The following is a 14,504-nucleotide window of genomic DNA, read 5'->3' as shown; positions in this document are numbered from 1 at the left end:
GATAATTTCAATCTGTCCGAAGGGGATGACTTTTGGCAGCAGCCTCTCTAGACTGGCGAGGTTGTATACAAAAACTCAACATGGACAAGGAGTTATCGATGCACCAGGGATGGCTGCTGATCGGATTGTCGCTCACTTATCTGGGGCTGCTGTTTCTGATCGCCTTCGTGGCAGACAAGCACAAACGGCACCGTCTCAAGGGGCAACCGCTGCTCTACAGCCTGTCGCTGGCGGTCTACTGCACCTCCTGGACCTTCTTCGGCACCGTGGGGCAGGCGAGTGAATCCCCCTGGTCGCCGGTGCCCATCTACCTTGGCCCCATGCTGGTCTTTCTGTTTGGCTGGCGGCTGCTGGCTCGCCTTATTCTGGTGGCCAAGCGCGAGCACATCACCTCCATCGCCGACTTTATTGCCGCCCGTTACGGCAAATCCCAGCGGCTCGCCATGGTGATCGCCCTTATCGCCATCATGGGGATCCTCCCCTATCTGGTGTTGCAGCTCAAAGCCATCGTCACCGGGCTGGATCTGCTGATGGTCAACAGCGGCGGCATCAGCCCGACCAGCAATACCAGCGAGTTGGCGCTCGGGGTCACTCTGCTGCTGGCGCTGTTCAGCATTCTGTTCGGCACCCGTCATCTCGATGCCACCGAGCACCACAGGGGGATGGTGGTGGCCATCGCCTTCGAGTCGGTGGTCAAATTGCTGGCCTTTATCGCGGTGGGGGGCTTCGCCCTCTGGCTGATCCTGAGCAAACCGGGCGAGGCTCACGAACAGGTGACCCGTGACTTCTTTGCGCAGGTGGTGGCGGTGAGCCCCGGCAATCTGCTTGAGCTTGCCATCTATACGGTGTTGGCGATGTGCGCCGTCATCTGCCTGCCGCGCCAGTTTCATGTGACTGTGGTGGAGAACAATCAGGGGCAGGATCTGCACTGGGCGCGCTGGATCTTCCCGCTCTACCTGTTCGTGATGGGGCTCTTTATCTGGCCGCTGGCGCTGGCGGGCAAGCAGTGGGTGGGGGCCGATATGGCCTCCGACACCTATGTGATCAGTCTGCCGATGGCCCTCGGTTTCGATGGCATGGCGATGCTGGCGTTTCTCGGCGGCACCTCGGCGGCCACCGGCATGGTGATCGTCTGCACCATCGCGCTGGCGATCATGGTGAGCAACGATCTGGTGCTGCCGGTGCTGCTGCGCCGCTTCTGGCGGCAGGGGCGCGACGAGCGGCTGGTACGGCTGCTGTTGCAGGTGCGCCGTGGCGCCATCTTGCTGATCTTGCTGGCGGCCTGGGGGCTCTACCTCTGGCTCGGCGATCTCACCAGCTTGTCGCGCATCGGCTATCTCTCCTTTGGCGCCGTGGCCCAGTTTGCGCCGGCCCTGCTGCTCGGCCTCTACTGGCGTCACGGCAATCGCAAGGGGGTCTATCTTGGGCTGAGCCTCGGGGTAAGCCTCTGGTTCGTGACCCTGCTGGTGGAGAGCGGGCTGCTGGCCGGTTCACCGCTGGCCGAGCTGCTGGCACCGCCGGACTGGCCCGCGTTTCGCGAGTTGAGCCTCGGGGCCTGGTGCATCTTCCTGAGCCTGCTCTTCAACCTGCTCGGTTATGTGGCCGGTTCCTTGTTGTCACGCCCTGCGGTGAGCGAGCGGCTGCAGGCGGCCAACTTTGTCGGCAAGCCGAGCCGCGATACCGCTGCCCTCTATCAGGCGCGGGTCTCGGTAAAGGAGCTGGAGATGCTGGCGGCCCGTTTCGTCGGCTCAAGCCGGGTCAAACGCGCCTTTGGTCGTTTCGCCGGTGAGCGGGGCGGCACCCTGGCGCCCCAGATGCAGGCTTCGGCCGAGCTGATTGCCCACACCGAGCGGCTGTTGGCGGGAGTGTTTGGTACCTCGTCGGCGCGGCTGGTGCTCGCCTCGGCCCTGCAAGGTCGCAACATGCAGCTCGAGGAGATCGCCACCATAGTCGATGAGGCCTCCGATGTGTTTCGCTTCAACCGCGGCCTGCTGCAGGGGGCGATCGAGCATATCGGGCAGGGGATCTCGGTGGTAGACAGGGAGCTTCGGCTGGTGGCCTGGAACCGCCGTTACATCGAGCTGTTCCACTATCCGCCCGGGCTTATTCAGGCTGGGCGCTCCATTGAAGAGATCATCCGCTATAACGCCCAGCAGGGGCTTTGCGGCCCCGGCGATATCGAGGATCACGTGGCGCGGCGGGTCGCCTTTATGAAGCGCGGCAGCGCCCATATCTCGGCACGGGAGCGCCCGGACGGGCGGGTGATCGAGATGCAGGGCAACCCCATGCCCGCCGGAGGTTTCGTCATGACCTTTACCGACATCACGCCGTTTCGCGATGCGGAGCGGGTGCTGCGCGAAGCGAACGAACATCTGGAGGCGCGGGTGGCCGAGCGCACCCGTGAGCTCTCCGAACTCAACCGCCAACTGCTGCTGGTGAACCAGCAGGTGGAGCGGGCCAATCAATCCAAGAGCCGTTTTCTGGCGGCGGTCAGCCACGATCTGACCCAGCCCCTCAATGCCGCCAAGCTGTTTACCTCCTCCCTGCTGGAGATGCTGCCCGATGCTGGTGAGCAGGCCCGCATAGCCCGCCATATCGACGATGCGCTGGGGGCGACCGAGGATCTCATCACCGATCTGCTCGATATCTCGCGGCTCGAAGCGGGCAAGTTCAAGGCTAAGAAGCTCGACTTTGCCCTGCGCGATCTGCTCGACAACCTAAAGGCGGAGTTTGGTGTGTTGGCGCAGGCGGGGGGGATCCACTTCTCGGTGGTGGAGAGCAAGCACGCGGTGCACAGCGATGTGCGGCTGCTGCGCCGGGTGCTGCAGAACTTCCTCACCAATGCGTTTCGCTACAACCCGGGCGGCCGAGTGCTGCTTGGTTGCCGCCGGATGGGGGAGAAGATCCGCATCGAGGTGTGGGACAACGGCCCCGGCATCCCGCAAGACAAGCAGGAAGCGATCTTCGACGAGTTCTCCCGCCTCGATCACTCCCGCACCGCCAAGGAGCAGGGGCTGGGTCTGGGGCTTGCCATCGCCCGCGGCATCTCGCTAGTGCTCGGTCATCAGCTCACATTGCAAAGCTGGCCGGGCAAGGGCTCGGTCTTTGCGGTGACCCTCAATCTGGCGACCCGGCCGGTCACTGCCCATCAGTTGGCGGCGCCGGTGGCGCGTGACAGCCAGCTGGAGGGGGTAGCCGTGCTCTGTATCGACAATGAGCGGGACATTCTGACCGCCATGAGCACTCTGCTTGGCCGTTGGGGCTGCGAGGTGCGCTGCGCCGTCGATCTGGCAGAAGCCGAGGTGCTGGTGGCTGAGGGGTTTGTGCCGAGACTGGTGCTCTCCGACTACCACCTCGATGATGGCAAGACCGGGTTGGAGGCGCTCGCTGCCCTGCAACGGGTGTGTGGCGACGAGCTGGGAGGCATCATCATCAGTGCCGATCGCAAGAGCGAGTTGCAGGCGCAGATCCGCGAGCGGGGGTATGGCTACATCAGCAAACCGGTCAAACCGCTCAAACTGCGGGCCCTGATGAACAGCCTGCTGCTGCGCTAGCCGCAGCCGGGGCGGCTAGCCGTGAACCTGCTCACAAAATCGCGCAATGATCCCGTGGACCCTGGTCATGGATAAATGCCGAAAACAGAGATTTATTGGCGAAGATATCTTCATCTTCCTGCGTAATCGCTGCCAGTTACTGTATTGGCTTGCCACTGTCGGTGAACGCAGACAGTGGCAGACCGGATTGGCTCACTCTATAGTCGGGATGCGATTTTTTGCATCGCAAATGAAGTAACCGAAGGGCAAACCGATCGCAAGATCGGGACGCAAAGCTTCCGGTCCAGGGATGAGCCGTACTTGAGATAGCGGGGCCACCACAGGTTGTTGTGCACCTTTGCCAAGAGGCCGCACTGCCGTCTGCGTTACCTGTCAGGGCGTAGCCCTTTTCGTTGCCAACATAACGAAATAGGGAAATATAAAAATGCTAAGTCCAAAGCCTACCATGCTGGCCCTTGCGGTCGGTCTGTGCTGCGCCTCGTCCGCTTATGCTGCGGCACCCGGCAAGCCGACCATCGGATGGGGTCCCACCAAGTTTTCCATCGTTGAAGTCGATCAGGCGGCTACTGCCTACAACAATCTGGTCAAGGTAAAGGATGCCGCCGATGTGGAGGTGAACTGGAACCTCTGGAGCGGCGATCTGGGCCAGAGTGCCAAGGTGCTGCTCAATGGTCAGGAGGTGTGGTCCGGCCCCTCCGCCGCAGCGGGAAGCGCCAAATTCAAGGTGAAGAAAGGCGGGCGCTACCAGATGCAGGTGGCGCTGTGCAACGCCGATGGCTGTACCCTCTCTGATGCCAAGGAGATCGTGGTCGCCGATACCGACGGAAGCCATCTGGCGCCACTCAAGGCGCCGCTGCAGGAGAACAACAAGCCCTACGCCAACAAGTCCGGCAAGGTGGTTGGGACTTACTATGTGGAGTGGGGGGTCTATGGCCGCAAGTTTACGGTGGACAAGATCCCGGCCCAGAACCTGACCCATATCCTCTATGGTTTCACCCCCATCTGCGGCGGGGATGGCCTCAACGACAGCCTCAAGGAGATCGAAGGGAGCTTCCAGGCGCTGCAGCGGGCGTGTGCCGGCCGGGCCGACTTCAAGGTGGCGATGCACGATCCCTGGGCTGCCATCCAGATGCCGCAAGGCAACCTCACTGCTCATGACGAGCCCTACAAGGGCAACTTTGGCGCCCTGATGGCGCTCAAGCAGGCCTATCCGAACCTCAAGATCCTCCCCTCGGTCGGCGGTTGGACCCTCTCCGACCCCTTCTACTTCCTCGGTGACAAAACCAAGCGTGACGTGTTTGTCGGCTCGGTGAAAGAGTTCCTGCAGACCTGGAAGTTCTTCGACGGTGTGGATATCGACTGGGAGTACCCGGGCGGACAGGGCGCCAACCCGAAACTGGGCAGCCCAAGTGATGGTGCCACCTATGTGGCCCTGATGAAGGAGCTGCGGGCCATGCTTGACGAGCTTGAGGCCGAGACCGGTCGCCAGTATGAGCTCACTTCCGCCATTGGAGCGGGGGGCGACAAGATCCAGGATGTGGACTACAAGGCGGCCCAGCCCTACATGGACCACATCTTCATGATGACCTACGACTACAACGGTGCCTGGAGCAACACCGAGCTGGGCCACCAGACCAACCTCTATGCGGCGAGCTGGGATCCCGATACCAAGTACACCACTGACAAGGCGGTCAATCAGCTGCTGGCGCAGGGGGTTGAACCGGGCAAGCTGGTGGTCGGTGCCGCCATGTATGGCCGTGGCTGGACCGGGGTGAGCGGTTATCAGGGCAACAACCCCTTCACCGGCAAGGCGACCGGCAAGGTGAAAGGCACCTGGGAGGACGGGGTGGTAGATTACCGCGACATCGTCAACAACCGCATGGGCAGTGGCTGGGAGAAGAGCTACGACGAGGTGGCCGAGGCTCCCTATCTGTTCAAGGCGTCGACCGGCGATCTCATCACCTATGACAACGAACGCTCGGTCAAGGCCAAGGGGCAGTATGTGCTGGCCAACAAGCTCGGTGGCCTCTTCTCCTGGGAGATCGACGCCGACAACGGTGACATCCTCAATGCCATGCATGAAGGGCTGGGCCACGGCGAGGGGACGACTCCACCAGCCAACAAGCCGCCGCAGGCCAACGCGGGCAGTGACCTCAAGGTGACCGGCCCGACCGAGGTGACGCTGGATGGGTCGGCTTCCCACGATCCGGAAAACAGCACTCTCAGCTACAGCTGGAAGCAGATCTCCGGCCCGCAGGCTGCCCTGCTTGATGCCACTCAGGCCAAGGCCCGTGTTGTACTCGATGCTGTGTCCGCCGACATCAATCTGGTGTTCGAGCTGACAGTGACCGATGACCAGCAGTTGAGTGCCAAGGATCAGGTGGTGGTGACCAACAAGGCGCCGCAGGCCAATCTGGCGCCGGTGGTGAGTGTACCAGCCACGGCCTCTGTGGAGGCGGGCAAGCAGGTGACCATCAAGGCGACCGCCTCCGATCCTAACGGTGATCCGTTGACCTATCAGTGGAGTGTGCCGGCAGGCATCACCGCAACGGGTCAGAACAGCGCCACTCTGGTGGTCACCGGCCCGAGCGTCACCAGCGATACCGGCTATGACCTGAGTATCACCGTCTCCGACGGCGGGTTGGATGCCAGTGCGGCAACCCGTCTGACGGTCAAACCGGCCAGCAGCGGCGGTGGTTGCACGGCGACCGATCCGGATGCGGCCAATTGGCCAGTCTGGAAAGCGGCCAGCACCTATAACAGCGGCGACAAGGTGAGCCATAACCAGCTGGTGTGGCAGGCCAAGTACTGGACCCAGGGCAACGAGCCGAGCCGCACCGCGGATCAGTGGCTGCTGGTGAGCAAGGTGCAACTGGGTTGGGATGCCAATGTGGCCTACAACGGTGGCGAGCTCACCACCCATAACGGCCGTCAGTGGAAGGCGCAGTACTGGACCAAGGGCAATGAGCCCGGCAAACACGACGTCTGGCAGGATGTGGGAGCCGCCAGCTGTAAATAAGCATTGAATGGTGGCGGGGCATGCCAGTCATGCCCCGTTTTTTCTCCCCGCTTCGCCACATTCTGGCGGATCTGCCAACCGGTTTCCCCCAGCTTCTCTCGTGTCCCTGCAAAGTGCTCACTCTTGCCTAGTGATTAATGCTCTCCCCGATAGCTGGCATCTGTGCCGCACGCTGCTCTTTGTGGTGCCGCTTGTGTTGATACATGTCGGCATCGGCTCTGGCAAACGCGGCGGCAAAGTCGCCGCGATAGGGGGCCATCCCCATGCTGCACGAGATGGTGGGGGAGGCGCTGGCCAGCATGGTCGTCAGCCTGGCCATCGCCTGTTGCAGCTCGGTCGGTGTCAGAGTGGTGAGCAGCACAAACTCATCCCCGCCAAAGCGGGCGGCAATCACCCCCTGACCGAAGTGCTGGCGTATGCCATCAGCGATAAGGCGCAGGGCCTGATCACCCGCCAAATGGCCACTGCTGTCATTGAGCTGTTTGAGATTATCCATGTCGATCAGCAGCAGGGTGCCTTCCGGCTGCCCCTGCAGAGCGAGTTCGAATTGCTGGCGATTGGCGAGTCCGGTCAGCTGGTCGGTATTGGCCAGCTGATAGATGCGGCGGGACTGCTGATAGATGGTGATGGCGTGGCGAATATCCCGCGCCAGGATCGCCATCAGGTGGCTGTCGTAGCGGGTAAAGGCATGACGTTTGCTGCTGTCCATATTGATCATGCCGTAGAGCTGACCATCGATATGGATCGGGGTCGCCAGCGTGGCCTGGATGGGCAGGTCGGTGCAGTTGACCAGCAGCTCTCTGTCCTGTTCGGACAGGGGCATGGTGGCATTTATCTTCGACAGGTCGTTGATCAGCAGGGTTTTGTTGCAGCGCCCCTGAGTCAGCTTGTACTGAAAGGTGTGCTCCAGCGGCAGATTGATCCGCCGCAGTTTCACCAGATCCATGCCGATGGCGGCTTCATACCTCAACATGCCTGTGCCCGGCAGCAGCTTGATCAGGCAGCCCATCTCGGCCCCCGGGATCAACATCACGGCTCGTCTGAGCAGATCCTCCAGAAAGGCCTCTTCGGTCTGGTATTGCGCCGAGTTGCGCGCCAGTTCGGCGGTGGTTTCGTTGATCTTGAGCGCCTCACTCAGATGCTGCCACTGGCGGTGCAGATGGTAGCGGTAGTGGCGATAGAGCCAGAAGGTGCAGACAAGGTAGCTCTGGACTAGCAAGGTGGTGGCAAGCGGCGCCCTTTGCCAGCCATTGAGGCTGTTGATAAGCCAGATCATCCCGGCCAGTGGCAAGGCATAAATCGTCAAACGAACAAATTTGTCGTATCTGGATAATCGGGTGCGTGAGGGCAATTCGCTGGGCATGAAGACACCTGCTGGCCATGCAAAGCGGCGATTATAAATTCATTAGTTGCGATACAGATGGGTCTTTTGTCGCATATTGTTCTTACTCATTGATTTTTCTAAATTTGGTGTGATGCAGATCAAAAAAATGGTGTGAGGTATCTGGTTGGAGGTGATGAGATTAGGTCTGCATATCCGGCTGTTTTTTAAACATTAATTTCTTGAAAGTGGGTAATTGTCGGGGTTGGTAACCGGTGGGCGGACAATGGTCCGATTTGCTTACTTATCAGAATTACCCTACAGTCAATCGGCGATTATTTATCGCCAGAAATAACGTTGTGACAAGGGCAAACCGATTGAAAAGTCGGGACGCAAAGCTTCCGGTCTAAGGGTCAAGACGACCTAGGATAGCGGGGCCACCACAGTAGTATGCAGGCTGCCTTTGCCAAGGGGTGGCCGTTTTTGTGTCACCTGTCGTGTTGCGTTGCCCTTTCGTTTTTCCCATAACGAAACGAAAAGGAAAGCAATATGCTAAGTCCAAAACCCGCACTGCTGGCTATGATGGTCGGTACCCTGCTCGCCTCCTCCGCCGCTTATGCGGCAGCTCCCGGCAAACCCGCTATCGGTTGGGGCCCCACCAAGTTTGCCATCGTCGAAGTCAACCAGTCCGCGACCGCTTATAACGAGCTGGTCAAGGTGAAGGATGGCGCCGATGTGACCGTCACCTGGAATATCTGGAACGGCGATATCGGCCAGAGTGCCAAGGTGTTGCTGGATGGCAAGGAGGTGTGGTCCGGTCCCTCTTCCGCCGCGGGTACCGCCACCTTCAAGGTGCACAAGGGGGGCCGCTATCAGATGCAGGTCGCGCTGTGCAACGGCGATGGCTGCACCCTGTCTGATGCCAAGGAGATCGTGGTCGCCGATACCGACGGCAGCCACCTTGCGCCGCTCAAGCCTGCCCTGCAGGAGAATAACAAACCCTATGTCAACAAGTCCGGCAAGGTGGTCGGCACCTACTATGTGGAGTGGGGGGTCTATGATCGCAACTTCACCGTGGACAAGCTGCCGGCCCAGAACCTGACCCATATCCTCTATGGCTTCACCCCGATCTGTGGCGGTGATGGCCTCAACGACAGCCTCAAAGAGATTGCCGGCAGCTTCCAGGCGTTGCAACGAGCCTGCGCCGGGCGCAAGGATTTCCAGGTCGCCATTCACGATCCCTGGGCCGCGCTGCAAAAAGGGCAGGGGTCACTGGTCGCCTGGGATGAGCCCTACAAGGGCAACTTCGGTAATCTGATGGCCCTCAAACAGGCCTATCCGGACCTGAAGATCCTCCCCTCCGTCGGTGGCTGGACCCTCTCCGACCCCTTCTTCTTCATGCATGACAAGGCCAAGCGTGACGTGTTCGTCGCCTCGGTCAAAGAGTTCCTGCAGACCTGGAAGTTCTTCGACGGTGTCGATATCGACTATGAGTTCCCGGGCGGTGACGGTGCCAACCCCAATCTGGGGGACAAGACCAAAGATGGTGAAACCTATGTGCTGATCATGAAGGATCTGCGCGCCATGCTCGACGAGCTGGAGACCGAGACCGGTCGCACCTATCAGCTCACCTCCGCCATCGGTGCCGGTTACGACAAGATTGAGGATGTGGATTACAAGGCTGCCCAGCAGTACATGGATCACCTCTTCGTGATGAGTTACGACTACAACGGTGCCTGGAGCAATACCTCCCTGGGTCATCAGGCCAACCTCTATCAGGCCATCAACGGCTCGGCCAACAAGCGCTACAACACTGATGCAGCGGTACAGCAACTGCTGGCGCAAGGGGTCGACTCGGAGAAGCTGGTGATCGGTGCCGCCGCCTACGGTCGCGGCTGGAAAGGGGTGAGCGGATATCAGGGCAACGATCCCTTCACCGGCACCGCCACCGGCAAGATCAAGGGCACCTGGGAAGATGGCGTGCTGGATTATCGCCACATCGTCAACAGCCATATGGGCGCAGGCTGGGAGTACAACTACGACGAGACTGCCGAAGCGGCCACCCTGTTCAAGCCCTCCACCGGCGAGCTGATCACCTATGACGACGAGCGCTCGGTCAAGGCGAAAGGCCAATACGTGCTGGCCAACAAGCTGGGCGGGCTCTTCTCCTGGGAGATCGATGCCGACAACGGCGACATCCTCAACGCCATGCATGAAGGTCTCGGTCACGGTGAAGGGGTTACCCCGCCAGCCAACAAGCCGCCAGTGGCCAACGCGGGCAGCGATCTGAGTGTCACCGGCCCGACCGAGGTGACGCTGAACGGCTCTGCGTCACACGATCCGGAAAATGGCGCTCTCACCTATAGCTGGAGGCAGGTCTCCGGCCCGCAGGCCGCTCTGCTTGATGCCACTCAGGCCAAGGCCCGTGTAGTACTGGATGCCGTGGCAACCGACATCAATCTGGTGTTCGAGCTGACGGTGACCGATGACCATCAACTGACCGCCAGGGATGAGGTGGTGGTGACCAACAAGGCGCCACAGCCCAACCTGCCACCAGTGGTCACATTGCCTACCAGCGTCAAGGTGGAAGAGGGCAAGCAAGTGACCATCACCGCCAAGGCATCCGACCCCAACGACGACGAGCTGATCTATCAATGGCAAGTGCCTGCCGGTATCACGGCGACCGGCCAGAACAGCGCCACCCTGGTGGTCACCGGCCCGGCGGTGGATACCGAAACCGGTTATGACCTCTCTGTGACCGTCTCCGATGGCGCACTCGATGCCAACGCGGCCACCCGTCTCACCGTCACGCCGATCAACGAAGGCGGTGAAGGGGGCTCTTGCAACACCACAGATCCGGAAGCAGCCAACGTTCCCGCATGGCAGGCCAGCAAGGTCTACAACGGCGGTGACAAGGTGAGCCACAACCAGCTGGTATGGCAGGCCAAGTACTGGACTCAGGGTAATGAGCCGAGCCGCACCGCCGATCAGTGGGCGCTGGTGAGTCAGGTTGATCTGGGTTGGAACGCAGCCGTTGCCTACAACGGCGGGGATCTCACCAACCACAACGGCCGTCAGTGGAAGGCCAAGTGGTGGACTCAAGGCAATGAGCCGGGCAAGCACGATGTCTGGCTGGATGTCGGGGCAGCAAGCTGCCCCTAGGTTGAGTCCATGATGAAGATGGCGGAGCCTGTTCAGGCGGGCTCTGCCTTTTGCCACAAAACCATAGAGAGCAACAATAATGAAAAAAAATTGCATATCCCTTTTGCTTGCCGGCTTGATGCTGAGCGGCCACCTGTGGGCGGCCGAGGCATACGATATCAACAAATCCTACCCGGGCGGCAGCCAGGTCAATTACAACGGCCAGGTTTTCGAGGCCAAGTGGTGGGTCAACCCGGGTCAGACTCCGGGCATGACGGCCGCCAATGAGTGGGATACCCCGTGGAAGCTGATCGGCGAAGGGGAAGTGACCCCGCCGGATACCGGCGGCGATGACAAGCCCAATCAGCCAACGCCAACCCCGCCGGATGGCAGCACCCCCCCCGTCTATATGAGCCAGGCCGAGCTGGATGCCAAAGAGAAGGCGCTGACCGACTTCCCGGCGATGGAAGCGGTCAAGGCCTCCATCGCTACCCGGGACAATCTGGTGGTCGAGGCGGTGCAGCCGGGCCGTGCCGACAACCCGGGCAACGTCAAGCGGGTTGAAAGCCTGCTGAGCGAGAGCCAGTTCAACTACCTATTCCCGCTGCGCGCCCCCGAGTACACCTATCGCGGCCTGCTGCAGGCGGCGGCCAAGTTCCCGGCCCTGTGCAGCGACTACAGCGACGGCCGCGATGCCGATGCCATCTGCCGCAAGACGCTGGCAACCATGTTCGCCCACTTCGCCCAGGAAACTGGTGGTCATGAAAACTGGCGCCCGGAAGCCGAGTGGCGTCAGGCGCTGGTCTACGTGCGCGAGATGGGATGGAATGAGACCATGCGCGGCGGTTACAACGCCGAGTGCCGTCCCGATGTGTGGCAAGGTCAGCAGTGGCCGTGCGGTACGTTCGACAATGGCGAGTTCAAGAGCTACTTTGGCCGCGGCGCCAAGCAGCTCTCCTATAACTACAACTATGGCCCCTTCTCCGAGGCGATGTTCGGTACCGTACGCACCCTGCTCGACCGCCCCGATCTGGTGGCCGACACCTGGCTGAACTTGGCCAGTGCGGTGTTCTTCTATACCTATCCGCAGCCGCCCAAGCCCTCCATGCTCCATGTCATCGATGGCACCTGGCAGCCGAATGACCATGACAAGCAGAACGGTCTGGTGCCGGGCTTCGGGGTCACCACCCAGATCATCAATGGTGGTGTGGAGTGCGGTGGCCCGGTCGAGCACGCCCAGTCCCAGAACCGTATCAACTACTACCGCGAGTTTGCCAACTACCTCGGGGTGGCTGTGCCATCCGACGAGGTGCTGGGTTGCAAGAACATGAAGGTGTTTGACGACAATGGCGCCGGTGCACTGCCCATCTACTGGGAGCAGGACTGGAGCTATGTGGCAGAGAACCCCAACGGCGGCAAGAGCTATGCGTGCAAGCTGGTGGGCTACCAGACCCGTTTCAGTGCCTTCAAGGAAGGGGATTACAGTCGCTGCGTTCAGCACTTCTATCCGGAGGTGGTGATCGAGGATAACGGCGGTGGCACCAACCAGCCGCCGGTGGCCAATATCACCGGCCCGGCGCAGGCCGAAGGTGGCAGCAAGGTGACCTTTTCTGCCCAGCACTCCAGCGATCCGGAAGGAAAGCCACTCTCCTATGCCTGGATTATCCCGGCTGGAACCTCTGCGCCTGCGCTGGATCAGGTGACGTTGGAGTTGACTCTGCCCAAGCCGGCCAGCGATACCAAGCTGGATATCAAACTGACGGTCACAGACGAAGGTAATCTGAGCCGCAGCACCACCCATAGCCTGCTGGTGAAAGGAGAGGAGGGGGGCGTAACGCCGCCTGACTATCCGGCCTATAAAGAGGGGACTCCCTACAAGGCAGGCGAGCGGGTCAGCAATGGCGGTGCCAGCTACGAGTGCAAACCGCACCCCTACACCGGCTGGTGTGCAGGTGCTGCCTGGGCCTATGAGCCGGGCAAGGGAACCGCGTGGAGTGATGCCTGGATCAAGCTGTGATCCGGCATTAAGCCGAAGCAATAAAAGATGGGGCCTGCGGGCCCCATTCTTGTTTGGTGGAGTTCAGGTTTGGCCGTGGAACATCTGGCCCGGACAGGACAGCGCCTCGAGAGGGCTGTGTGATGATGTGTGTTGTTTTTTTATTACATTTTCCGTGAAAGGCTTTCAGCAGTTATTTGCCGTAGCGGAAGTAGTATTCACGGGTGGAGGGGGCATAGGCATCTTTCTCTACAACGCCGTTCTTGGTGGTTGCACCGCGCAGGTGGAACAGGACTGCCAGATTCTCAAACATGGTTTACCTCATCGCTCTGTCATTTATGGTTATGGTGTGTGACCTGGATCACGGTTTGATCCTATGGTCATTTGTGAGCCAGATCAACTTTCTGTGTTGTAAATTTACAAAAATCATGGAAAGGGTTTTCAAATGCAATGCCCTTTATGGAAAGGCTTTCCCTAGGTGACGGGGGAGACGCTGACGATCAGCCTGCAAAAGATGCCTGAGAGCGGGGGCGTTGCACGGGGAAAGAGGCTTGCTGCATGGCCTCTCCTTTATAGGTGCTTGAGCCGATTTATGACATAAAACAGAGAGATAGCACGCGCCTTGCTGGTAAAAACAGCGAACTGCTGCAATTTTGACTAAACGAATCAGTCGCGGTTATTTTAGGGTTGACAGCAAAGCGGGTGATGCCTATCATGCGCCTCCGTTGCCGGAGATAACTTCGTCAGCGCCGAGGTGAGTTGGGGTTATAGCTCAGCTGGGAGAGCGCTTGCATGGCATGCAAGAGGTCCGCGGTTCGATCCCGCGTAGCTCCACCAAATTCTCCTCGAACAATCTGGAATCAAAGGGGTTATAGCTCAGCTGGGAGAGCGCTTGCATGGCATGCAAGAGGTCCGCGGTTCGATCCCGCGTAGCTCCACCAGGTTCCTGATTGACATGAAGTACCCAGGGCAGTGCGGTGTGTATCACCCAAGCCGACCTTTGTGGGGTTATAGCTCAGCTGGGAGAGCGCTTGCATGGCATGCAAGAGGTCCGCGGTTCGATCCCGCGTAGCTCCACCATTATTTAGGATGAATGGCCGCCAGAACCATTCATTCAGTACCGAATTTGGGGTTATAGCTCAGCTGGGAGAGCGCTTGCATGGCATGCAAGAGGTCCGCGGTTCGATCCCGCGTAGCTCCACCAAATTCAGAGTGACTGCCCGTCATTCACACAAATCGGGGTTATAGCTCAGCTGGGAGAGCGCTTGCATGGCATGCAAGAGGTCCGCGGTTCGATCCCGCGTAGCTCCACCAAATTCTTGTTACAAGAAGCAAAAGGCCACCGCATCGCGGTGGCCTTTTTGTTTTCTCCATCATTTATTTTCTCCATACGTCCGCGCCTTTCATTTGTAAATCCAATGATTTGAATGAAAAAGCCCGCGAGACTCGCGGGCTTTGCTTGCACTATTCAGA

5 protein-coding genes, 5 tRNA genes and 2 riboswitches are annotated in these 14,504 nt (G+C 59.9%); of the genes, 9 read left to right on the top strand and 1 reads right to left on the bottom strand.

Translation table 11 applies throughout. The features are described 5' to 3' along the window. Window positions 1-98: 98 nt before the first annotated feature. Entirely contained in the window at window positions 99-3,554 is a 3,456-nt protein-coding gene (locus A9G06_RS16670) for a PAS domain-containing hybrid sensor histidine kinase/response regulator (protein WP_069555918.1), read from the top strand. Between the two features lie 234 nt (window positions 3,555-3,788). Continuing rightward, window positions 3,789-3,876, top strand: a riboswitch (cyclic di-GMP riboswitch). 102 nt (window positions 3,877-3,978) lie between these two features. Beyond that, the gene (locus tag A9G06_RS16665; protein ID WP_069555917.1) at window positions 3,979-6,573 is read left to right on the top strand and encodes a glycosyl hydrolase family 18 protein; all 2,595 of its coding nucleotides are present in this window, start codon (window positions 3,979-3,981) and stop codon (window positions 6,571-6,573) included. Window positions 6,574-6,700: 127 nt separating this feature from the next. On the opposite strand, the gene A9G06_RS16660 is transcribed toward A9G06_RS16665, so the two are convergent. Then, window positions 6,701-7,936, bottom strand: a complete 1,236-nt coding sequence (locus A9G06_RS16660; RefSeq protein ID WP_069555916.1) for a sensor domain-containing diguanylate cyclase — start codon at window positions 7,934-7,936, stop codon at window positions 6,701-6,703. Between the two features lie 315 nt (window positions 7,937-8,251). Beyond that, a riboswitch (cyclic di-GMP riboswitch) is annotated at window positions 8,252-8,339 on the top strand. A gap of 104 nt (window positions 8,340-8,443) precedes the next feature. On the opposite strand from A9G06_RS16660, the gene A9G06_RS16655 reads away from it, so the two are divergent. The 7 genes from A9G06_RS16655 (at window position 8,444) to A9G06_RS16625 (ending at window position 14,345) form a co-directional block, all read left to right on the top strand. Further along, complete coding sequence (locus tag A9G06_RS16655; RefSeq protein WP_069555915.1) at window positions 8,444-11,056, top strand: glycosyl hydrolase family 18 protein; 2,613 nt, start codon at window positions 8,444-8,446, stop codon at window positions 11,054-11,056. A 79-nt stretch (window positions 11,057-11,135) separates the two neighbouring features. Further along, entirely contained in the window at window positions 11,136-13,052 is a 1,917-nt protein-coding gene (locus tag A9G06_RS16650) for a glycoside hydrolase family 19 protein (RefSeq protein WP_069555914.1), read from the top strand. 740 nt (window positions 13,053-13,792) lie between these two features. Then, window positions 13,793-13,868 (top strand) — tRNA-Ala (locus tag A9G06_RS16645). 28 nt (window positions 13,869-13,896) lie between these two features. Beyond that, window positions 13,897-13,972, top strand: a tRNA-Ala gene (locus tag A9G06_RS16640). Between the two features lie 63 nt (window positions 13,973-14,035). Beyond that, window positions 14,036-14,111 (top strand) — tRNA-Ala (locus A9G06_RS16635). Between the two features lie 48 nt (window positions 14,112-14,159). Then, window positions 14,160-14,235, top strand: a tRNA-Ala gene (locus tag A9G06_RS16630). Window positions 14,236-14,269: 34 nt separating this feature from the next. Then, window positions 14,270-14,345, top strand: a tRNA-Ala gene (locus tag A9G06_RS16625). Window positions 14,346-14,504 lie beyond the last annotated feature (159 nt).

It is taken from the genome of Aeromonas sp. DNP9 (assembly GCF_001728955.1).
GTDB lineage: Bacteria > Pseudomonadota > Gammaproteobacteria > Enterobacterales > Aeromonadaceae > Aeromonas > Aeromonas veronii.
Note: the sequence above shows the minus strand (reverse complement) of the source record. Positions and strands in the feature narration are given on the sequence as shown.

Coding starts and splice junctions, on each gene's coding strand:
- A9G06_RS16670 (WP_069555918.1), top strand. CDS start 99: ATGCACCAGGGATGGCTGCTGATCGGATTGTCGCTCACTTATCTGGGG.
- A9G06_RS16660 (WP_069555916.1), bottom strand. CDS start 7,936: ATGCCCAGCGAATTGCCCTCACGCACCCGATTATCCAGATACGACAAA.
- A9G06_RS16665 (WP_069555917.1), top strand. CDS start 3,979: ATGCTAAGTCCAAAGCCTACCATGCTGGCCCTTGCGGTCGGTCTGTGC.
- A9G06_RS16650 (WP_069555914.1), top strand. CDS start 11,136: ATGAAAAAAAATTGCATATCCCTTTTGCTTGCCGGCTTGATGCTGAGC.
- A9G06_RS16655 (WP_069555915.1), top strand. CDS start 8,444: ATGCTAAGTCCAAAACCCGCACTGCTGGCTATGATGGTCGGTACCCTG.